Raw genomic sequence first — 22489 nt, forward strand, 5'->3', positions numbered from 1 at the left:
GAGTACCCAGACATGGGCAATATCAAACAAGAAACCATGCCGGTAATCCGCGATCTGCGGGATTTCGACCGCCATTCCGGCAACCTGCTGGAGCGGTTGGTGTTCAACTACCGTCCGTTGTTCATGCTGCTGATGGCGCTGGCCACCGTGGTGTTGGGCTACATGGCTGCAACGCGCCTGGAGCTTCGCCCCAGCTTCGAAAAGATGATTCCGCAGAGTCAGCCGTACATCCAGAACTTCCTGGAAAACCGCCAGTCGCTGCGCGGTTTGGGCAACTCGGTGCGGGTGGTGGTGGAGAACACCCAGGGCGATATTTTCGACCCCGGTTACCTGGACGTGCTCAAGCAGGTCAATGACAAATTGTTCCTCACCGAAGGCGTCGACCGCGCCTGGATGAAGTCGTTGTGGAGCCCGGCGGTGCGCTGGACCGAAGTCACCGAGGAAGGGTTCCAGGGTGGCCCGGTAATGCCCGATACCTATGAGGGCAAGCCTGAGCAAATAGAACAGCTGCGCCAGAACATTTCCCGCGCCGGTATCGTCGGCAGCCTGGTGGCCAGCGACTACAAATCGAGCATGTTGATCGTGCCGCTGCTGGACAAGGCCACGGCCAGCGGTCAGCGCATCGACTACCACGCCTTTTCGCAGATGCTCGAAGAGCAGTTGCGCGACAAGATCGAGTTCGCCGGCGACAGCGCTGCACGCAAGGCCGGGGAGGAGGGCAAGGGCCAGTACAAAGTCCGGGTGATCGGTTTTGCCAAACTGATGGGCGACCTGATCGACGGCCTGATCCAGGTGATGATGTTCTTCGGCCTGGCCGTGGTCACTTCGCTGATCATCATTTATGCCTACACTCGATGCGTTCGCAGCACCTTGCTGGTGGTCGGCTGCTCGCTGATCGCGGTGGTCTGGCAACTCGGCATCGTCGCCTGGCTCGGCTATGCCATCGACCCGTACTCGGTGCTGGTGCCGTTCCTGATCTTCGCCATCGGTGTGTCCCATGCGGCGCAGAAGATGAACGGGATCATGCAAGACATCGCCCGCGGCACCCACAGGCTGATCGCCGCACGCTACACCTTTCGCCGCCTGTTCATTGCCGGTGTCACCGCGCTGCTGGCCGATGCCGTCGGGTTCGCGGTGCTGATGCTGATCGATATTCCAGTGATCCGCGACCTGGCGATCACCGCCAGCATCGGTGTGGCGGTGCTGATCTTCACCTCGCTGTTGCTGATGCCGGTGGCGCTGTCTTATGTCGGCGTCGGCGCCAAGGCTGCCGAGCGTGCGCTGAAAATCGACACCCGCGCAGAGGGGCACAAAGGCTTCGGCAAACTGTGGGACTTGCTCGACCGTTTCACCACGCGCAAGTGGGCCACGGGGGCGGTATTGGTCGCGCTGCTGATGGGTATCGGCGGCTTCATGGTCAGTTTGCAGCTGAAGATCGGCGACCTGGAAAGTGGCGCACCGGAGTTGCGTGCCGACTCGCGCTATAACCGTGACAACGCCTACATCACCAGCCACTACGCGCTGTCCAGCGACCTGTTCGCGGTGATGATCAAGACTGCGCCAGAAGGCTGCTTGAACTACAAGACGCTGGTCCTCGCCGACCGCCTGGCCTGGGAGCTGCAGCAGTATCCGGGCGTACAGGCCACGGCATCATTGGTCAACGCGGTGCGCCAAATCACCGCCGGCACCTATGAAGGCAACCCCAAGCTCAACAGCATCCAGCGCAATCAGGACGTGCTGAACTACGCCGCGCAGCAAGCCTCGGTCAACTCCCCGGAGTTGTTCAACACCGATTGTTCACTGATGCCGGTGATCACCTTCCTCAAGGACCACAAGGCCGAGACCCTGGATGCCGTGGTGGGCATCGCCGAAAAATTCGCTCGCGAGAACAACAGCGAAGATCGGCAGTTCCTGCTGGCGGCCGGGTCGGCCGGGATTGAGGCGGCGACCAACATCGTGGTGCGCGAGGCCAATCGCACCATGCTGCTTTACGTCTATGCGGCGGTCACGCTGTTCTGCCTGATTACCTTCCGCAGTTGGCGCGCCACGTTGGTTGCGTTGTTGCCGCTGGTGCTGACCTCGATCCTCTGCGAAGCGTTGATGGTCGCCATGGGCATTGGCGTGAAAGTCGCCACCCTGCCGGTGATCGCATTGGGCGTCGGCATCGGCGTGGATTACGCGTTGTACCTGCTCAGCGTGCAGTTGCATTACCAGCGTCAGGGCCTGCCGCTGAGTCAGGCGTACCGCAACGCCGTGTCGTTTACCGGCCGGGTCGTGGGCCTGGTGGGCATCACCCTGGCGGCCGGCGTGGTGTGTTGGGTCTGGTCGCCGATCAAGTTCCAGGCCGACATGGGCATCCTGCTGACCTTCATGTTCCTGTGGAACATGCTCGGCGCGCTGGTGCTGATCCCTGCCCTGTCGTACTTCCTGCTGCGTCACCCCGTTTTGCAAGCTCACGTGGCGCAAGCCACTGAAACTGACACCTCTCAACGCCAGGGTATGCCGCATGCCCTGACCATTTCCGAGTAAGCCAACCATGTCTGATTACAAAGCTCCTTTGCGCGATATGCGCTTCGTACTCAACGAAGTCTTCCAGGTGTCCCGGCTATGGGCCCGGTTGCCTGGCCTGGCCGAGGTGATCGATGAAGAAACAGCCGCTGCAATCCTTGAAGAGGCCGGCAAAATCAGTGGCGAAGTCATCGCGCCACTGAACCGCAGCAGCGACGAGCAGGGTTGCACCTGGAGCAATGGCGCAGTCACGGCGCCGGACGGTTTTGTTGCGGCCTACCAGGCATTCGCCGAAGCCGGTTGGGTGGGTGTGGGCGGCGATCCACAGTTCGGTGGCATGGGCATGCCCAAGGCGATTTCGGCTCAGGTCGAAGAGATGGTCAACTCGGCAAGCCTGTCGTTCGGCCTCTACCCGATGCTGACCGCCGGTGCGTGCCTGTCGATCAATGCCCATGCCAGTGAAGAGCTCAAGGAACGCTATCTGCCGAACATGTACGCCGGCACGTGGACCGGTTCCATGTGCCTGACCGAGGCGCATGCCGGCACGGACCTGGGCCTGATTCGCACCCGCGCCGAACCTCAAGCCGACGGCAGTTTCAAGATCAGCGGCAGCAAGATTTTCATCACCGGCGGCGAGCACGACCTGACTGAAAACATCATTCATCTGGTACTGGCGCGGTTGCCTGATGCACCCGCCGGCCCCAAAGGCATTTCCCTGTTTCTGGTGCCCAAGGTGCTGGTCAATGACGATGGCTCGCTGGGCGAGCGCAACTCGCTGTCCTGCGGTTCCATCGAACACAAGATGGGCATCAAGGCTTCGGCCACCTGCGTGATGAACTTTGACGGGGCGACTGGCTGGATCATCGATGCGCCGAACAAGGGCTTGGCGGCGATGTTCACCATGATGAATTACGAACGTCTGGGCGTGGGTATCCAGGGTCTGGCGTTGGGTGAACGTTCGTACCAGAACGCCGTCGAATACGCCCGTGACCGCCTGCAAAGCCGTTCGCCGACCGGTGCGCAGAACAAGGACAAAGGCGCCGATCCGATCATCGTGCACCCGGACGTACGGCGCATGTTGTTGACCATGAAAGCCTTGAACGAAGGCGGGCGGGCGTTCTCCAGCTACGTGGCGCTGCAACTGGACACCGCCAAGTACAGCGATGACGCCACCACCCGCAAGCGCGCGGAAGATTTGGTGTCGCTGCTGACTCCGGTGGCCAAGGCGTTCCTCACCGACATGGGGCTGGAAACCACGGTGCACGGCCAGCAGGTCTTCGGCGGCCATGGTTACATCCGCGAATGGGGCCAGGAACAACTGGTTCGCGATGTGCGCATCACCCAGATCTACGAAGGCACCAACGGCATCCAGTCACTGGACCTGGCCGGGCGCAAAATCGTCGGCAGTGGCGGGGCGCTGTACCGGCTGTTCGCTTCGGAAATCCGCACCTATACCGCCAACGCCTGCGCTGACCTCAGAGAGTTCACCCAACCGTTGAACGCCGCCGTCGACACCCTCGACGAACTGACCGCATGGCTGCTGGACCGGGCCCAGGGCAACCCGAATGAAATCGGCGCGGCTTCGGTCGAGTACCTGCACGTGTTCGGCTACACCGCGTACGCCTACATGTGGACGCGAATGGCCAAGGCGGCCATGAGCACGCATTCAAAAGACGATTTCTACGCCAGCAAACTGGCCACCGCGCGCTTCTACTTCGCCCGTCTGCTGCCACGCATCCACTCGTTGAGTGCATCGGCCAAGGCGGGCAGCGAATGCCTCTATCAATTGGACGCAGCGCAGTTCTGAGCCCACGTAAAAAAGGATCGGGAACCATAAATGATGGCGACAAAAATAATTCCGCCCGCCGACGGCGCCTATGCCTACCCCTTGCTGATCAAGCAATTGCTGCTGTCCGGCGTGCGCTACGAGCCGGGTCGGGAAATCGTGTATGCCGACAAATTGCGCTACAGCTACCAGACCCTCAACCAGCGGATCCGCCGGCTGGCCAATGCCTTGACCGCTGCTGGCGTCAAGGCCGGGGACACGGTGGCCCTGCTCGACTGGGACAGCCACCGTTACCTGGAATGCTTCTTTGCCGTACCGATGATCGGTGCGGTGCTGCATACCGTGAATATCCGTCTTTCGCCGGATCAGGTGCTCTTCACCATGAACCATGCCGAGGACGACCTAGTGCTGGTGCATGACGATTTTCTGCCGCTGGTTGAACAGATTCACGGGCAGCTCAAAACCGTCAAAGGCTACCTGCAGTTGACGGACGACACCGCCATCCAGACGTCGCTACCGGTGCTGGGGGAATATGAAAACCTGTTGGCCGGGTCGGCCGACCAGTACGACTTTCCTGATTTCGATGAAAACTCCGTGGCGACCCTGTTCTACACCACAGGCACCACTGGCGACCCTAAAGGCGTCTATTTCACCCACCGCCAACTGGTGTTGCACACCTTGAATGCCGTGGGCACTTTGGGCGTCTATCAGGGGTTGCCGCTGCTGCGCTCCGATGACGTCTACATGCCGATCACGCCGATGTTTCACGTGCATGCGTGGGGTGTGCCGTATGTCGCCACCCTGATGGGGATCAAGCAGGTCTACCCCGGTCGCTACGAGCCGAACAGCCTGGTCAGGCTGTATCGAGAGGAAAAGGTCACGTTCTCCCACTGTGTACCGACCATTTTGCAAATGATCCTGAACTGCGAGGAAGCTCAACGGACTCGATTCGATGGCTGGAAAATGCTCCTGGGCGGCAGCGCGCTGACATTAGGGATTGCCAGCGAAGCGAGCGCCAAAGGCATTCAGGTGCACAGCGGCTACGGCATGTCGGAAACCTGTCCGTTGCTGTGCCTGACTTACCTGCGCGACGAAGACCTCGAACAATCCCCGCAAGCCCAACTGGCTACCCGCATCAAGACGGGCACGCCTGTGCCGATGGTCGACCTGAAAATCATCGACGCCAGTGGCAATGAGGTTGCCCATGACGGCGAGTCTCAGGGCGAGATCGTGGTACGCGCACCCTGGCTGACCCAAGGCTATTTCAAGGAGCCGGAAAAGGGCGCCGAGTTGTGGCACAACGGCTGGCTGCACACCGGCGACCTGGCCTCAATCGACCCGTTGGGTGGAGTGGAAATCAAGGACCGCATCAAGGATGTGATCAAGACAGGCGGGGAGTGGATCAGCTCCCTGGAGCTGGAGAGCCTGATCAGCGAACACGTGGCCGTCATGTCGGTCGCGGTGGTGGGCATTGCGGACGAGCAATGGGGCGAACGGCCGATGGCGCTGGTGGTGTGCGAGCCCGGGCAGTACCTGGACCGCAAGATCCTGGAGGTGCACCTGCAAGGGTTTGTCGAGCGTGGCCGGATCAACAAATGGGCGATTCCCAAGCAGTTCAAGTTCGTCGCCGAGATCCCTAAAACCAGCGTCGGGAAGATTAACAAGAAGCTCATCCGGGAAAGTGAATTGGGCTGAAGCCCTGCGGATGTCCGTCAAGGACTTGCGCGGCCAGGACCCGCAGCAGCACGCGTGGTTCTGGCCGCCTCACTGATAGCGATAGAAAAAGCGCGCCCGGATTACTCCAGATGTTCTGGCTTGACCGGGTCGCCTGATTTCATATCCAGTTGCTCCCTCATGTCTTCGAACATCAAGTCGTAGAATTTGTGATTGGACCCAATGCTGCTGTGCACTTTGGGGATACCGTACTTTTCAAGGATTTTCGTGACATTCCTGGCGAAGTTGTAGGCTTGATCCTTGGGAAGGAAGAACGTTTCCTTCATCTCCTTGCCCTCGATCGAACCGTGCAATGTGAACTGCATCCCTTTGCCTTCCTTGGGATCCTTGAACACTTCATAGTCCAAGTGCAGGTTGTAGCTGACATCGTCCTTGGTCAGCGCGTGGCGCTCGATGTGCAGATGTCCGGGGTCGAACGTTGCCATTGTCGTCTCTCCTCACAAATAGGTAATGCCAGATGCCTTGGTGCTGATACGGGTGCCCGCCGTGCCCTGAACGATAGCCTCGATGTCCGCGAGTGAGCCGATTACCGCGACCTTGCCGGTATGGCGGGCGAACTCGCAGGCGGCCTGGACTTTAGGCCCCATGGACCCAGCCGCAAAGCCGAGTTTTTCCATCTCGTCGGGGTGAGCCTGAGCGATGGCTTTCTGGGTGGGTTTGCCGAAATCGATGTAGGCGGCATTGACGTCGGTGGCGATCACCAGCAGATCGCTTTCCAGCTGTTCAGCCAGCAGCGCCGAGCACAGGTCTTTATCGATCACCGCTTCCACGCCCTGCAGTTTGCCGCTGGCGCCGTACATCGTCGGGATGCCGCCACCCCCCGCGCAAATCACAATACTGTCTTTTTCCAGCAGCCACTTGATCGGGCGAATTTCAAAAATACGTTTGGGTCTTGGGCTGGCGACTACGCGACGGAACTTGTCACCATCCGGGGCAATCGCCCAGCCTTTTTCGGCCGCGAGTTGTTCCGCCTCAGCCTTGGTGTAGACCGGGCCGATGGGTTTGGTGGGATTCTGGAACGCCGGGTCATTGGCATCGACTTCGACTTGAGTGAGCAGGGTGGCGAAGGGCACTTCGAAGTCCAGCAGGTTGCCCAGTTCCTGTTCGATGATGTAGCCGATCATCCCTTCGGTTTCGGCACCCAGCACGTCCAGCGGATACGGCGAAACCGAGGTGTAGGCCGCGGCTTGCAGCGACAACAGGCCGACCTGCGGACCATTGCCATGGGCGATGACCAGTTGATTGCCAGGATGAATCTTGGCGATCTGTTCGGTGGCGATCCGGATGTTGGCGCGCTGATTGTCCGAGGTCATGGGTTCACCACGGCGGAGCAGGGCGTTACCACCCAGAGCAACGACGATACGCATAATGCAGTCCTTTCAGAAAGGGTGTGAACAACACGATGATCGTTCCCACGGTCCCCCGTGGGAATGCCGCCCGGGGCGCTCCGCGTCCCATGTGACGCAGAGTATGGGAACGATCACCGCATCAGCCGTTACAGGTCAGCCAGGGTCGACACCAGAATCGCCTTGATGGTGTGCATGCGGTTTTCCGCTTGCTCGAAGGCAATGCAGGCTGGCGACTCGAACACGTCGTCGGTGACTTCAATACCGTTGCTAAGGTGCGGGTATTGTTCGGCGATCTGTTTGCCGATCTTGGTGTCGCAGTTATGGAACGCCGGCAGACAGTGCATGAACTTGGTGCGCGGATTGCCGGTGGCTTTCATCAGTTCCGCGTTGACCTGGTAGGGCAACAGTTGCTTGATGCGTTCGGCCCAGGCTTCAACCGGTTCACCCATCGATACCCAGACATCGGTGTGAATGAAGTCCACGCCTTTGACGGCTGCTTTAGGGTCTTCGGTCAGGGTGATGCGAGCGCCGCTTTCCTCTGCGTATTTTTTGCAGCGAGCGACCAGATCGTCCGCCGGCCACAGGGCTTTCGGCGCGCAAATGCGCACGTCCATGCCGAGCTTGGCGCCGATCAGCAGCAGCGAGTTGCCCATGTTGTTACGGGCGTCGCCCAAATAGGCGTAACTGATCTCATGAATCGGCTTGTCGGCGTTTTCACGCATCGTCAGCACGTCGGCAATCATTTGCGTCGGGTGGTACTCATCGGTCAGACCGTTGAACACTGGCACACCGGCGAACTTAGCCAGTTCTTCGACGATTTCCTGCTTGAAGCCACGGTATTCGATGGCGTCGTACATGCGACCCAATACGCGGGCGGTGTCCTTCATGCTTTCCTTGTGGCCGATTTGCGAAGAGTTCGGGTCGATGTAGGTGACATTGGCGCCTTGGTCATAGGCTGCCACTTCGAAGGCGCAACGGGTCCGGGTCGAGGTTTTTTCGAAAATCAGCGCGATATTGTTGCCTTTGAGGTGTTGCTGCTCAGTGCCGGTGTACTTGGCGCGCTTGAGGTCGCGAGACAAGTCCAGCAGATAGCGTAATTCGCGAGGCGTGTGGTGCTCCAGGCTCAGCAAATTACGGTTGTGAATATTAAAGGCCATTTTGGATCTCCTTGGATGTCGGTTATCCCAACGCCTGTGCTTTATAAGCACAGGCGCAGGTGGGCAAATTAATAGTCGATAGGGTCGCGAATGATCGGGCACGTCATGCAGTGGCCGCCGCCTCTGCCGCGACCCAGTTCGCCGGCGCTGATGGTGATGACTTCCACACCGGCCTTGCGCAGCAGCGTATTGGTGTAGGTGTTGCGGTCGTAACCGATCACCACACCCGGCTCCACAGCGACTACGTTGTTGCCGTCATCCCACTGCTCGCGTTCGGCGGCGAAGCTGTTGCCGCCGGTTTCGACGACGCGCAGCGCTTTGAGATTGAGGGCCTTGGCCACGGTGTCGAGGAAAGTGGTCTCTTCGCGGCGGATGTCGATGCCCCCCGGTTTGCTTTCGTCAGGGCGAAGGGTGAAGGCCACAATCTGGTTCACCACTTCCGGGAAGATGGTCACCACATCGCGATCGCAGAAACTGAACACGGTGTCCAGGTGCATCGCTGCACGGGATTTCGGCAGGCCGGCGACAATCACTTTCTCCACCGCTTTGTTCTTGAACAAATTGACTGCCAGTTGGCCGATAGCCTGACGAGACGAGCGTTCGCCCATACCGATCAAGACCACGCCGTTACCGATCGGCATGACGTCACCCCCTTCCAGGGTGGAATTGCCGTGCTCCTTATCCGGATCGCCATACCAGATCTGGAAGTCGGCGTTGGTGAACTGCGGATGGAACTTGTAGATGGCCGTCGCCAGCAGGGTCTCCTGACGGCGCGCCGGCCAGTACATCGGGTTCAGCGTCACACCGCCGTAGATCCAGCAAGTGGTGTCGCGGGTGAACTGGGTATTGGGCAGTGGCGGCAGAATAAAACTGGAGTGGCCGAGGAAATCGCGGAACATTTCGATGGTCTTGCCACCGAAACTGGTCGGCAGGTCATCGGCAGACACCCCGCCAATCAGAAACTCGGCGATCTTGCGCGGCTCCAGGCTGCGCAGCCAGGAACCGGTTTCGTTGATCAACCCCAACCCAACCGAGTCGGCGGTGATCTTGCGTTCCAGGATCCAGTCCAACGCTTCGGGGATGGCGACGATATCGGTCAGCAGGTTGTGCATTTCCAGCACATCGACGTTGCGCTCGCGCATTTTGGTGACAAAGTCGAAATGGTCACGCTTGGCCTGGGCGACCCACAGCACATCGTCGAACAGCAGTTCGTCACAGTTGTTCGGGGTCAGCCGCTGGTGAGCCAGGCCTGGAGAGCAAACCATGACTTTACGCAGTTTGCCGGCTTCGGAATGGACGCCGTACTTAACTTTTTCGGTGGTCATTGCAGTGATCCTCCAGATGACAAAACACGTGGGCGTTACAGGGTCAGGAAGCCGTCATACAGCCCGTAGGCTGCGACCAGGGCGCCGACGACGACTGCTGCGAAAATCAACTTCTCGACGTTGGTGAAAACCGGTTTACTGACTTCAAGTTTAGCCTTGGCGAACAGAATGACGCCGGGGGCGTAGAGCAGGGCGGAGAGCAGCAGGTATTTGACGCCGCCGGCATAAATCAGCCAGATGGCATAAATCACCGCAATGGCGCCGATGAACAGGTCTTTCCTGCGTTCGGCCAGAGCGTTTTCATAGCTCTCGCCGCGGATCGCCAGCAGCAGGGCATAGGCCGCAGACCACAAGTACGGCACCAGAATCATCGAAGTGGCGAGGTAGATCAGCGACAGGTAGGTACTGGCCGAGAACAGCGTGATGATCAGGAACAGTTGCACCATCGCGTTGGTCAGCCACAAGGCGTTGACCGGCACCTGGTTGGCATTTTCCTTGCGCAGGAAGGCCGGCATGGTGTGGTCCTTGGCGGCGGCGAACATGATTTCCGCACACAACAACACCCACGACAGCAGCGCACCGAGCAACGAAATGATCAGGCCGACGCTGATCAGTACCGCGCCCCACTCACCGACCACGTGTTCCAGCACCGCGGCCATGGACGGGTTCTGCAGCTTGGCCAATTCCGGTTGGGTCATGATGCCCAGCGACAGGACGTTCACCAGCACCAGGAACAGCAGCACAGTGATGAACCCGATGACGGTGGCTTTACCCACATCGCTGCGTTTTTCCGCACGGGCCGAGAAGATGCTCGCGCCTTCAATACCGATGAATACCCAGACGGTGACCAGCATCATCTTGCGCACCTGGTTCATCACGCTGCCCAGGTCCGGGTTTTTGAGGCCCCAGATATCGGCGGTGAAGATATCCAGCTTGAAGGCGAAAATCGCGATCAGGACAAACAGCAGCAGCGGCACGATTTTGGCGACCGTGGTCACCAGGTTGATGAACGCGGCTTCCTTGATCCCGCGCAGCACGAGAAAGTGCACGGCCCAGAGCAACACCGATGCACCGATGATCGCAGCCACCGTGTTGCCTTCACCGAAGATCGGAAAGAAGTAACCGAGAGTGCTGAACAGTAAAACAAAGTAGCCGACGTTCCCCAGCCAGGCACTGATCCAGTAGCCCCAGGCAGACGAGAAACCCATATAGTCGCCGAAACCCGCCTTGGCGTAGGCGTAGACACCGCCGTCCAGATCGGGCTTGCGGTTGGCCAGCGTCTGGAAAACGAAGGCCAGGGTCAGCATGCCGACGGCCGTAATTGCCCAACCGATCAGAACGGCACCGACGTCAGCACTGGCGGCCATGTTCTGCGGCAGGGAAAAGATCCCGCCCCCGATCATTGAGCCGACGACCAATGCAACCAGAGCGCCGAGTTTCAGTTTTCCGGGGGATTCAGACATTGCATGACACCATTGCAGGGAGGAGAAACAGCATTTGGTTTCGTTATGTTCTTTCGATTAATGCATATCTATATTTCATTGTTATTTAAAGACTTACGAAAATAAGGCTGTTCGCAATAATCTTGTTGTTGTGAATATTTTTATGCTGAAAGACAGAAAATAATTGCTGACTTCACGCTAGTTGGTTTCCAGTGTTTGGCAAATTTTAATTGCTGTTTCATGGGTGCCCAATGAGGTGCTGATAATTACATTGCTGTTTTTATTGCGAAAAGTTATAAAAAATCTACTGCCTGGCGTTAATCGGTAACCCCTATTACGCTTTGTCAATTGGTTAATACCGACTATGAAAGTCCCCGCGGGTAAACGGAGGCGCAAAAAAATGACACAGCCGACGCAAAAGCTCCGCTTGAATGCGCTGATTGCCTTAGTAGTGGGATCGATGATTGGCGGCGGGATCTTTTCCCTGCCGCAAAATATGGCGGAGAAAGCCGACGTAGGCGCGATATTGATCGGATGGGCAATCACTGCCGTTGGCATGCTGACCCTGGCCTTCGTCTTTCAGACGCTGGCCAATCGCAAACCCGAGCTGGATTCCGGGGTGTATGCCTATGCCAAGGCCGGGTTTGGCGATTACATGGGATTTTCTTCCGCCTGGGGTTACTGGATCAGCGCCTGGCTAGGCAACGTCGGTTACTTCGTGCTGCTGTTCAGTACCCTGGGTTATTTTTTTCCGGTTTTTGGCCAAGGCAACACGCCGATCGCCATCGGCTGCGCCTCGATCCTTCTGTGGTCGGTGCATTTTTTGGTGATGCGCGGAATCAAAGAGGCCGCATTCATCAATCAACTGACAACCGTCGCCAAGATCGTCCCGTTGATCATGTTTATCGTCATTGCTGCCGTGGCCTTCAAGGCTGACATCTTTACCCGGGATATCTGGGGCCGCAGCAATCCGGATTTTGGCGGCGTGATGGATCAGGTGCGCAACATGATGCTGGTGACCGTCTTCGTCTTTATCGGCATCGAAGGCGCCAGTGTTTATTCGGCCCGGGCGGAAAAGCGTTCGGACGTTGGCCGAGCGACGGTCATCGGTTTCCTCGGGGTGTTGGCGCTGCTGGTATTGGTTAACGTGTTGTCGCTCGGCGTCATGAGCCAGCCCGAATTGGCCAAACTGCAGAACCCGTCACTGGCGACGGTGATGGAACATATCGTCGGTCATTGGGGGGCGCTGTTGATCAGCGTCGGTTTGGCGATTTCGCTGTTGGGTGCGTTGCTGTCATGGGCGCTGCTCTGTGCTGAAATCCTCTTTGCCACGGCCAAGGACAAGACCATGCCGGCCTTCCTGAAAAAGGAAAACGCCAACCATGTACCGGTCAACGCGTTGTGGCTGACCAATGCGATGATCCAGATTTTCCTGCTGATAACACTGTTCTCTGCCGGCACTTACACCAGTCTGATCTACCTCGCGTCGTCGATGATTCTGGTGCCCTACCTGTGGTCGGCGGCCTATGCGGTGCTGTTGAGCGGGCGCGGCGAAACCTACGAACACGCATCGGCCGAGCGCACCAAAGACCTGATGATTGGCGGGATCGCACTGTGTTACGCGGTATGGCTGTTGTATGCCGGCGGGGTGAAGTATTTGCTGCTCTCGGCGTTGTTGTATGCGCCCGGAGTGATTTTATTTGCCAAGGCAAAACATGAGCAGGGCGAGCCTTTGTTTTCGCCTGTCGAGAAAGGGATTTTTGCCTGCGTTATCGCCGGGGCCGGGGTGGCAGCGTATGGGTTGTACAGTGGATTGCTATCGTTGTGAGGTGCTCGATAACGAAAAAGCCCGGCGCCAGGCCGGGCTCTTTATACACGTGGCCAAATCCCTTTGGCTGCCTGCAGTGTGATTGGTCGGTGTGACGAAGGCATGACAGGTGGAAAGCCCGGCGTGGGGCAGACTATTGAACGATCGGCAAGCAGCTAGCCTGCCATTGCAATTCTCAGCGCCACCGCAGCCTCAAGCAGCTTATTCGCCTGATTCGAGACAGCCGTCGCCAGGGCATCGTTTCCATCCTCTTTCAGCATTGCTGCCAAATCGAGCAGTTTTCCAATCTCGATCTCAACTACCCGAACGGATTCGGTTATCTGGTATTGAAATGAGTGCGCCATGCCATCAACCCTCGTTCCAGATCCAAGACGGTATTCAATGAAGAACCCGGCGACTTTCACCAATCCTGATCCGGTCCAGCGCCCGGTTTAACGCATCCAAGGCATCGAGGAGGGCTTTAGCCTCGCTCTCTCGACCATCTCCCCACAGGCGTTCAGCCATTTTGTTCAGGGCTTGGATGGATTTCTCGATATCTGCAGCACTTGCTGCAGTGTCAACTGGCCGTTTCTTTGGCATTGTCAGAACTTTTGCAGGGCTCGCACGATGACGCCCACCCTCTGGCAGCATTCGTCAAACGGGTATCCACGGTTCAGCGGTTTTAAGAACAGCCTCCCGCCGTCGCTGACCTGCCGGGTCAATGAACTGCCGAAGACCTGGGAACCGGGACGTGATCAAATCTGGAAATCTCTTTGATCCAGAAGCGACGATATTTGGTTTGGTCTGGTGACAACGGTTTGTGATTTGACCAGGGATGCTCAGCTTTCAAGCTGGCGCGGTAAACCTCCCACTCTTTCTCCTCGGCCACTTCCTTGGCCCTTTTCTCGTCATCGAACCAACCCAGTACGTAAACTTCGCCCTGATCCATACCATGCTCGATCAGTAGATAGATATCTTTCATTAGCCTGAACTCACTACTACACGTTCTAAAATCCCATGATGCTGGGGCATTGTTTTGACTATCGGCAGGCACTTTCGATTATTTAGTTTTATCGATGAGTGTGCGAAATCGAGCCTGAGTCCGATCGCTTGACCGATTGCTCGATCAGCCTTCGTCTCGGTCAAGGGGGGTGATGAGCTCCCGCCCCTGATTTCGTACGTTGCCGACAGCATTGTCAACCTTGAACCACTCGAAGGCCTCGGCAGGTTCTCCCTCAAGAAGCACCATTTGCTCGGCGCGCTCTTTCGGCATGGCCGGGTCCAGCCATTCTCGTGCCAGCTCCGGGCTCAATGTCACCGGACGTCGGTCGTGAATGTCCACCATGCCTCCGGCGCTGTCGGCGGTGATGATCACGAAGCCGTCGTGCTCGTCCGGCTCACGCTCAGCAATGGGGTACTGACCGATCGCGGCACAGAGGATCGGCGTCCGGTCTCGGTGGCGAATGAGGTAAGGCTGTTTCTTCGGCCCGCCTTCATAAACCCACTCGAACCAGTTGTCGATCGCAATGATCGCCCGATGAGGCCAGATCGCTTTGAAGAACGGTCCGTGGGCAACTTTCTCAACCCGGGCATTGATCGGCGCGACGCGGTCTTTGGCCCAATTCGGGCGCCAGCCCCAGCGAACCATGTCAGCGCGAAGAAACTGACCTTCTTGGTGAATGAGGGCAAGCTGAGTGGTCGGAGCGGCGTTATAGCGCTCGAAAGGCTGGTCGCCAGCATAGTTGATCAGTGCATGGGGGATACTGAGCGCCGCGACGAAGTCGTGAATTCCCCGGTACTGTGAAAGGCGTCCGCACATGATTGAACCCTCCGGCTGTTCATTCAGGGTAGACCAGCGGGTGAAGGCTTCATTACAAAACCTCTTCCAGCGCATGTCTGGCAATCTTCATGGCGGCGGGGCAGGCGCAGAGCCGGCCAAATCGAGACGCAGCTATCGTGGCGCGGACGAGCTGTCGCTCCAGTTCACTCCGGGGTCATCAGGACGGCCAGTGTCAGCTTGATGAACTCCTCGTTCTTGTCGATGGTGTCCAATTCGGCGCGCACGTTGTCTGCAACGTCAGCCGAGCCGCGCACCTCGACCCAGTTGGAAATCTCCAGGATGGCGGCCTCCAGGGCGAGTTGGTTTTCGTTGATCTTGTACAGCAAGGAGGGGAGCAGGTCTGAATGTGGCATCGCGATTCCTCGGTTTTAAGGACAGCGTAGCACCGCGTTACATGATGGATGTTTAACGATCGGCAGGATGCCGGAGGAGGGTAAAAGCGGGTTGGTTCTGGAACACTGGCGCAATAGTTATGGAACCCATGCCGAGCGGCGCTGGGTTCAAATTCTGGGCCGATAGCGGGCACTCGGTCGCCATTAATACCGCAAGGGTCAGCTTGATGAATTCTTCGTTTCTGTCGATGGTTTCCAGCGCGCCGTCGGCTGCGCCGCAGGCCTCGATCCAGCTCGATAGGTCAATGACGGCCTCAATGGCGTACTGGCGAGATAGCCAGCAATCTATGGCGATAACTTCAATCGGAAAGTTGCTTCGTTCTCCAGCGCATCAAATCGACTTTGCAGGAACTAAAAATATCTCCAGAACCTGAGCCCCCCAACATGGAGTCACCTTCCCACTGACACTGTGCTTCCTTGAACTTCTCGAAAGCCTTCTGAGAGGCGAGCAGCGAGGTAAGGGCTTTGGCCGTCGCACTCGAATCGATTTCCTTTGTCTGAGCTTCCAATTTTTTGTAGGCGATTTTCATTTGTGACGTCGCTTCGCGAGCCTTGCGCTCAAGGCAAGGTTGCAACGCTGTCCGGGGCTGATCGCCAATGGCGTTGTAGCATTCGTTCAATGCTCCTGCTTGAGTGTCGCTGGTCACTGCGGTTTTTGCTGCGGTGTTAGTAGGTGTAGCGGTCATATTGACCGCGCCATTTGTGATTGCATTCATCTCATCTCTCGCGGGTATTTGAGCAAATGCCGTACCAATGCCAACTGAAGTAGCTACAACCACACCAATAATGATTTTTCTCATTTATCTATCCTTTTTAAAGCATTTATCGAGAGGGAAAAGATCACCTCTCAAGCGATAAGTTCATCAACCAGTTGCTTGCTCGGATTGCCAGTTCAGCCCTGTATTGCTGGCAGAGTTTGACTTTGGTCACGAGGTACATTTCTGATGCGAAGAACGTCTTCGAGTACTTCCTTGAAAATCGGTGCTGCAATCGCTCCACCGAAGTAACCTTTGGCGGTAGGCTCATCTACTAAAACAGCCATGATGAATTCCGGCGCATTGGCCGGTGCGATGCCCACGAACATGGCCCTGTATGTATTGCTTTGATAGCCACCACTGGATGCCTTGCGTGAGGTCCCGCTTTTACCCGCTATGACATACCCTTCGATTGCTGCACGCTTTCCGCCGGCTCCAGGTCCATCCACTGCGTGTACCAGCATGTCCAGAATGCTGTTGGCGACTTCAGGGTTCATGACCTTACGGGGCGGATGAGCTCGACCTTTAATTAACGATAATGGAACCAGGTGCCCGTCATTTGCAAAAACGGTATAGGCCTGAACCAATTGAGCTAAATTGACCGACAAACTGTATCCGTATGAAAGGCTTGCGGTGGCGATATCCGACCATACTCTCCGGGTTGGAACAGACCCGACACTTTCCCCTGGAAAGAACACCGAGGTGTTATTTCCAAATCCCAGATCCAGCAGTAGTTGCGAAATGGCTGCGCCGCCTGTCGATATGGCAATTTTACTCATGCCAACATTTGAAGAGCGACGAATGATACCCGGCAGGTCTAGCTGGTTATCCCTTCCCACATCACGAATGGTATAGCCATTGATCTTGATGAAACCTGGCGCTATCTGAATCATGGCATTTTTATCAACGATACCTGCCGTCAAAACGGCTGCCATGCTGAAGGGTTTTATCACTGAGCCTGGTTCATACACATCGGTAAATACGCGATTACGAATGACGTTTGTGCTAAAGCTGTTACGCGCATTGGGATTGAATGAAGGTACCGTGGATAATGCCAGTACCTCTCCTGTTTTGGCGTGTATCAGAATGGCGCTTATTGACCGGGCTGCATTATCTTTAAGTGCTTTCCATAATGCCTTTTCAACGTAGTACTGAAGGGTAGAATCAATGGTTAAATGAAGATCATCGCCGGGAGTGACAGCCGTGTGCACGAGGATTTCTCGTGTGACGCGCTTGTGTAGGTTTAAAGTTCGCTCCTCAAGACCAGAGGTTCCGGAAAGTTGAGTGTCAAACATTAACTCGATGCCTTCAATGCCTTTCTGATCAATGTTGGTAAAGCCTAATGTCTGAGCCATCATCGAAGATTGCGGATAGAATCGCTTATACTCCTGGCGTTCATGCAAGCCAGGAATAGACAGGTTTAGTATTTTGCTTGCCGTCTCTGGATCCACCCTCCTGGCTAAATAAGCGAACGACTTGTCTTCGTCATTTAATGTCAAATATCTAATCAGTGAAGCATCAATATCAAGACGCTCACTCAATACTGCTGCCTGCTGTTTAGTTGGGGCAAATTGTTTAGGATTCACCCACAAGGTGCTGACCGGGGTGGAAACCGCCAAGGGTTGATTGAATCGATCAAAAATAGTGCCACGCACGGGCATGGTTTCAATCAGTCGCGTTGAGCGTTTACGGCCTTCATTGTTCAAGAAATCATGGGAAAAAACCGCAAGGTAAGTAATTCTCGCCATAAGTACTATTACAAGGGCACAAAAAATAGTTAAAACTATTGTAAATCTTGGGTTTCGTGTTAGGAAGCTCATACAGCTTTTCTGGCTCTATACGTACGGCGGCATATAAGTCTAACTAACTTGTTGCTATTTTGCTTTGTAATATTAAGAAATAACATCGGGTATTAAAATTCGCCTAAAGGTTGCTTGTGTTGATATTGGATTTTTGAATTAGGCCCCAGAGGGCTCCTGATTCTGATTTCAGAGAACGTATTGACTGCCTGAATTAAAAAAAGCCGCTTTATGTTAGATGACAATAGGATTTGTATCCACAGCAACTTTTAGTCCATGCTGTTGCTTTTTGAGCAACGAAATCACTACGGAGCATCTTCGTAGAACTGGTAAGGCTTTGACGAGTAAGCCCGGTTCGCAAGTTATGACAGCCAAGGTGACGGCTCATTGCGCGGTGTCACCAGTTTGGCCTGATGAGCCGATCTCCGTATAGGATACGTAAGTAGATTCGCTCGCTGGATAGCAATATCCATAATGTGACTTCAGATATTTGTCATTATAAAAAAACTATAATTTCTGGAGTCTTATGTTGATTTAATATTATTGACCATTGCTTTGTTAAATATAAATATTCGCTCTTCGATCCATTTGAGAAGTTCTTCGGCGCCAACGGATTGCGGCTTCCTGAGTTTGACCAAGAGTCGAGCATGGATATTCTGGAACAGTGGATGATCGATTGACCGAGTCACCAGATCTCCGCTGGCCATATCGTTAAAGGCGGAGAATTCGCTCATCATTGTGACTGCATCTCCGTTCATCACATAGCGTCGCAGGGCGGTGAGGGAGTTCGTGACCAAGGCCGGCCGAATGGACAGGTTTTCTGCATGTGAAACGAGCTGGATAATTTGCCCCAACCCGTATTCAAGCGGCATCACTGCCAATGGGTAGCGCATTATCTCTTTGAAGTTCAATGGCTCACTGAGGCGCGTCAATGGATGACCTGCGCGCATGAGTAATCGAACAGGTTGCAGCGATGAGGCGCGATAGGTGACTTCAGGATGTGCCGGTGGATTGTATGCCAGGCCAATATGGGCGGCGCTCTGGGCAACTTCCTCGAGAACGCTGTTGACGGGAAGCACATCCAGACTGATACGTATGCCAGGATAGGTGCCCGTGAAATCGCGCAAGACATTATCGATCAGCAAGTCGATGAAGCCCTCGCTGGTGACTATGCGGATGTCACCCTCCCTTAACCCTTTCAGTCCTCGCAAGCGGTCTTCAAGATGCTCTTGTTGGGCCTGGCATCCACGCCAGAACTCCAGCAGAAGGTGGGCTGTCTCGGTAGGCGATACGCCACGTGCCTGCCGTTCAAACAACAGGGATCCTACTTCCTCTTCCAGCAGTTGAATTTGCCGGGTGATGACCGAAGGTGCGGTGTTCAGATTCTCGGCGGCCCCGCGAATAGAGCCGCTGGTAAGCACCTCATAAAAATAGCGCATTCGGCGTTGATTCAGATCTCTCACAAAAAATCCTGCCCTTGCGTGGCTCTGTTGCTTTCAGAGCAACGATACCATCAAAAAGTTGCTCTTGCTCGCCTGGCCATGGCACCTGAATATCGGTCAAACAATAAAACGCCTATAGCGGAGGGCAATATGCACAGGACCATCAATCCATCGAGCGAGCTTGCGGCCATCTATCGAAAGATAGACTGGCGGTTACTACCCTTTTTGCTCCTGTGTTACGTGGTGGCGTACCTGGACCGGGTAAATGTGGGATTTGCCAAACTTCAGATGCAAAGCGATCTGAACTTGTCCGATGCTGCTTATGGGCTTGGAGCGGGAATCTTTTTTATCGGCTACGCCCTATTTGAAACGCCTAGCAATTTGCTTTTGCCCAAGGTCGGAGCGCGCAAAACGCTCAGTCGGGTGATGATTTTGTGGGGTATTACCTCCGCGTGCATGCTGTTCGTCGAAAGCGAGCGATCATTTTATCTATTGCGCTTGCTCCTCGGAATTTTTGAAGCGGGTTTCGCTCCAGGGATGATTTTTTACCTTACCTATTGGTACGGACGCGAACGATTGGGCCGAGTGATGGCAATCGTGATGCTGGCAGGGCCGCTGGGAGGAATGTTCGGAGCACCTTTGTCCGCGTGGCTGATGACAACCTTCGCAGGCGTCCACGGCCTCGCCGGATGGCAGTGGATGTTTTTCCTGGAGGCCCTCCCGGCTGTGGTGCTAGGTGTCATCGCGCTAAAAGTGCTGAGTGATAAACCCGCTGTCGCGCCGTGGCTGAGTGCCCGGGAAAAACAGGTACTGCAAGCGCATATCGGTGAGGGTCAGGGGAAGCACCATTCGTTTGCACAGGTATTGAAAGATCCCCGTGTGTATTTGATGGCTGCCGGCTACTTCTGCTTGATTTGCGGCATCTATACGATGAGCTTTTGGCTGCCATCGATTCTCAAGGATGCGGGAGTCCAGGGCGTCATGCAGATCGGCTTGTATTCAGCGGTTCCCTACATCGGTGCGATGGCCGGGATGCTGATCTTCAGTCGTACGTCGGATCGGTTCTACGAGCGGCGTTGGCACACAGCGGTACCTGCCCTGATAGGGGCGATTGGCTTGGCTGGATCAGTGGTTTACAAGGATCACCTGGGGTTGGCACTCGCGTTTCTGACCCTTGCCACGAGCATGATGTGGGTTGCGTATACGGTGTTCTGGGCAATCCCTTCGCAACATCTCAAAGGTGACGCGGCTGCAGGTGGAATCGCAGTTATCAATACCATCGGACTGACGGGCGGGTTCATCAGCCCCGCGTTGATCGGTTATGCCAAAACCGCTACTGGCAATTCTGATTCAGGTCTTCTGATCATGGCCGCCGTTCTTGTGATGGGTGCTTTGCTCCTTGCCGCCAACAGACCGCAACCTGCTCAGCAAAGTACCCAAACTCCGCAGCCCATCTAAAACCTCTACGAGACGTCTTACTGCCATGACCTACCGAATTCTGATCGCTGGTTTTCAACATGAGACGAATACGTTCGCGCCCTCCAAGGCTGAATACGAAAACTTCGTCAGAGGCGAGGGTTTTCCTCAGATGGTAAGAGGCTCTGATATGTTGGAGTTGCGCAATGTCAATATTCCGGCAGGTGGGTTTCTAATCGAAGCCGACCGGCTGGGTTATGAAGTCGTCCCGGTGATCTGGGCCGGGGCCAGTCCCTCTGCGCATGTCACTGAAGAAACGTACGAGCGCATTACTCAAGAAATAATAAATGCCGCTGCCAGTGAAGCCATCGACGGTATTTATCTAGACTTGCATGGCGCGATGGTTGCAGAGCATACGGACGACGGCGAGGGCACACTTCTGGCTCGGTTACGAGCGGTCGTGGGCCAGGATATTCCGATAGTCGTGTCGCTGGATTTACACGCCAATGTTACAGAGTCGATGCTCAAACACGCTGATGCGATGGTTGCATTTCGCACGTATCCCCACGTGGACATGGCAGATACTGGTGCACGAGCGGCGAGATTGCTTGATTTGCGGCTCCGCTCCGGAAAGCTGCATTGCGAAAGCTTGCGCCTGCCTTTCCTGATTCCGATAAATGGGATGTGCACGCTCCTGGATCCAGCACGAAGCTTATACGAGCAGTTGGAGCGCCTAGAGTCCGACGGCGCTTCATTGTCATTTACCCCCGGCTTTCCAGCCGCTGATTTCGAAGAATGTGGGCCGGTCATCTGGGGCTATGGCATAGACAGGCAAGTGCTGAAGGAGGCCGTCTCAATCCTTTATGAAAAAGTAGTGGGCGAAGAAGATCAGTGGGAGGTGCCTTTCCTGCTCCCGGACGAAGCAGTGCTGCGGGCCATGGAATTGGCAGAAAACGCGCAACGCCCGATCGTCATTGCAGATACCCAGGACAACCCGGGAGCGGGTGGGGACTCGAACACCACGGGAATGCTCAAGGCCCTGATAAAGCACGGTGCTACCAACGCCGCCGTCGGATTGATTTGCGATCCAGCCGCCGTTCAGTCCGCCATTGCCGCCGGGATCGGTGGCTTCGTCGAAATATCGCTAGGGGGACAGTCGGGTGCACCAGGCGATAGCCCCTTGCAGGGTCGCTTTGAAGTGCTGCATCTATCCGACGGCCGTTGTCATTTTGCAGGCCCCATGATGAATGGAATGGAGGTTGATGTGGGGCCAGTTGCATGCTTGAAAATCGGCGGCGTGAAAGTGGCCGTCAGTTCTGGTAAATGCCAGATGCTGGACAGGAACTTGTATCGGCTAGCCGGTATACAACCTGAACAAATGAGTGTCCTGGTTAACAAAAGCTCTGTTCATTTTCGTGCTGATTTCGCACCGATTGCTGAGCAGATACTCGTTGCCAAGGCGCCAGGACCCATGACGGCGGATCCCGCGGACATTCCATGGAAAAGGCTTCGCGAGGGAATCAGGCTAAAGCCCAACGGGCCTTCATTCCGTAGCTGAATTGACGGTATATGCCACCTGCTGGGCGCCGGTATCGGTTGTTTCCGCACGTTCAATCGCAAAAAACAGTGCATCGACATTGACGTCAATACTCCGCATCCGCGCTCAACGACCGTAACGTCCCACATCAGGTTTTGAACACCATCGAATTTCGTTCCTGACAACAACAATAAGATAGG

The 22489-nt window shown here is 55.9% G+C and carries 19 protein-coding genes; 6 read left to right on the plus strand and 13 right to left on the minus strand.

Features of this window, described 5'->3' with window-relative positions; all coding sequences use genetic code 11:
• Positions 1-12 precede the first annotated feature (12 nt).
• From PFAS1_RS23075 to PFAS1_RS23085, 3 genes are read left to right on the plus strand one after another with little or no spacing between them, the layout of a single operon-like run.
• Positions 13-2529, plus strand: coding sequence for an efflux RND transporter permease subunit (locus PFAS1_RS23075; RefSeq protein WP_076030647.1), 2517 nt, complete (start codon positions 13-15; stop codon positions 2527-2529).
• A 7-nt stretch (positions 2530-2536) separates the two neighbouring features.
• Positions 2537-4315, plus strand: coding sequence for an acyl-CoA dehydrogenase C-terminal domain-containing protein (locus PFAS1_RS23080; RefSeq protein ID WP_076030648.1), 1779 nt, complete (start codon positions 2537-2539; stop codon positions 4313-4315).
• A gap of 30 nt (positions 4316-4345) precedes the next feature.
• A complete protein-coding gene (locus tag PFAS1_RS23085; protein ID WP_076030649.1) occupies positions 4346-5989 on the plus strand; it encodes a fatty acid--CoA ligase in 1644 nt (547 codons plus the stop codon).
• Between the two features lie 101 nt (positions 5990-6090).
• Here the strand turns inward: PFAS1_RS23085 and PFAS1_RS23090 are convergent, their stop codons facing one another.
• The 5 genes from PFAS1_RS23090 to arcD (PFAS1_RS23110) form a co-directional block, all read right to left on the minus strand.
• A complete protein-coding gene (locus PFAS1_RS23090; RefSeq protein ID WP_076030650.1) occupies positions 6091-6453 on the minus strand; it encodes a DUF5064 family protein in 363 nt (120 codons plus the stop codon).
• Positions 6454-6465: 12 nt separating this feature from the next.
• Complete coding sequence (gene arcC, locus PFAS1_RS23095) at positions 6466-7395, minus strand: carbamate kinase (protein WP_074877722.1); 930 nt, start codon at positions 7393-7395, stop codon at positions 6466-6468.
• Between the two features lie 128 nt (positions 7396-7523).
• Positions 7524-8534 carry an ornithine carbamoyltransferase gene (locus PFAS1_RS23100; protein WP_074877720.1) on the minus strand — a complete coding sequence of 337 codons (1011 nt, stop codon included), beginning with the start codon at positions 8532-8534 and terminating at the stop codon, positions 7524-7526.
• A 68-nt stretch (positions 8535-8602) separates the two neighbouring features.
• On the minus strand, positions 8603-9859 hold the full coding sequence (arcA, locus tag PFAS1_RS23105) for an arginine deiminase (RefSeq protein WP_076030651.1): 1257 nt from the start codon (positions 9857-9859) through the stop codon (positions 8603-8605).
• Between the two features lie 35 nt (positions 9860-9894).
• Positions 9895-11322, minus strand: a complete 1428-nt coding sequence (gene arcD / locus PFAS1_RS23110) for an arginine-ornithine antiporter (protein WP_076030652.1) — start codon at positions 11320-11322, stop codon at positions 9895-9897.
• A gap of 379 nt (positions 11323-11701) precedes the next feature.
• Between arcD (PFAS1_RS23110) and arcD (PFAS1_RS23115) the strand changes: the two genes are divergently transcribed.
• Positions 11702-13129: an arginine-ornithine antiporter gene (gene arcD / locus PFAS1_RS23115; RefSeq protein ID WP_076030653.1), complete on the plus strand. Its 1428-nt coding sequence runs from the start codon at positions 11702-11704 to the stop codon at positions 13127-13129.
• Positions 13130-13284: 155 nt separating this feature from the next.
• Here the strand turns inward: arcD (PFAS1_RS23115) and PFAS1_RS23120 are convergent, their stop codons facing one another.
• From PFAS1_RS23120 to PFAS1_RS23155, 8 genes are all read right to left on the minus strand, one after another.
• Positions 13285-13536, minus strand: a complete 252-nt coding sequence (locus PFAS1_RS23120) for a hypothetical protein (RefSeq protein ID WP_232252155.1) — start codon at positions 13534-13536, stop codon at positions 13285-13287.
• Complete coding sequence (locus tag PFAS1_RS23125) at positions 13508-13708, minus strand: hypothetical protein (protein WP_076030655.1); 201 nt, start codon at positions 13706-13708, stop codon at positions 13508-13510. The genes PFAS1_RS23120 and PFAS1_RS23125 overlap by 29 nt, the downstream gene beginning before the upstream one ends.
• 118 nt (positions 13709-13826) lie before the next feature.
• The gene (locus PFAS1_RS23130; protein ID WP_074877703.1) at positions 13827-14090 is read right to left on the minus strand and encodes a hypothetical protein; all 264 of its coding nucleotides are present in this window, start codon (positions 14088-14090) and stop codon (positions 13827-13829) included.
• A 144-nt stretch (positions 14091-14234) separates the two neighbouring features.
• Complete coding sequence (locus PFAS1_RS23135; RefSeq protein ID WP_076030656.1) at positions 14235-14927, minus strand: SOS response-associated peptidase family protein; 693 nt, start codon at positions 14925-14927, stop codon at positions 14235-14237.
• Positions 14928-15091: 164 nt separating this feature from the next.
• Entirely contained in the window at positions 15092-15301 is a 210-nt protein-coding gene (locus PFAS1_RS23140; RefSeq protein WP_076030657.1) for a hypothetical protein, read from the minus strand.
• A 338-nt stretch (positions 15302-15639) separates the two neighbouring features.
• Positions 15640-16140, minus strand: a complete 501-nt coding sequence (gene umoC, locus PFAS1_RS23145) for a lysozyme inhibitor LprI family protein (protein WP_076030658.1) — start codon at positions 16138-16140, stop codon at positions 15640-15642.
• Positions 16141-16232: 92 nt separating this feature from the next.
• Complete coding sequence (locus PFAS1_RS23150; protein WP_076030659.1) at positions 16233-17915, minus strand: peptidoglycan D,D-transpeptidase FtsI family protein; 1683 nt, start codon at positions 17913-17915, stop codon at positions 16233-16235.
• 503 nt (positions 17916-18418) lie between these two features.
• Positions 18419-19357, minus strand: a complete 939-nt coding sequence (locus PFAS1_RS23155; RefSeq protein ID WP_076030660.1) for a LysR family transcriptional regulator — start codon at positions 19355-19357, stop codon at positions 18419-18421.
• Positions 19358-19486: 129 nt separating this feature from the next.
• Here PFAS1_RS23155 and PFAS1_RS23160 point away from each other — a divergent pair, with 129 nt between their 5' ends.
• Together PFAS1_RS23160 and PFAS1_RS23165 are read left to right on the plus strand one after the other, a co-directional pair.
• The gene (locus tag PFAS1_RS23160) at positions 19487-20794 is read left to right on the plus strand and encodes an MFS transporter (protein WP_076030661.1); all 1308 of its coding nucleotides are present in this window, start codon (positions 19487-19489) and stop codon (positions 20792-20794) included.
• Between the two features lie 25 nt (positions 20795-20819).
• Complete coding sequence (locus PFAS1_RS23165) at positions 20820-22310, plus strand: M81 family metallopeptidase (RefSeq protein ID WP_076030662.1); 1491 nt, start codon at positions 20820-20822, stop codon at positions 22308-22310.
• Positions 22311-22489: the final 179 nt, after the last annotated feature.

The organism is Pseudomonas frederiksbergensis, assembly GCF_001952935.1.
Classification (GTDB): Bacteria; Pseudomonadota; Gammaproteobacteria; order Pseudomonadales; family Pseudomonadaceae; genus Aquipseudomonas; species Aquipseudomonas frederiksbergensis.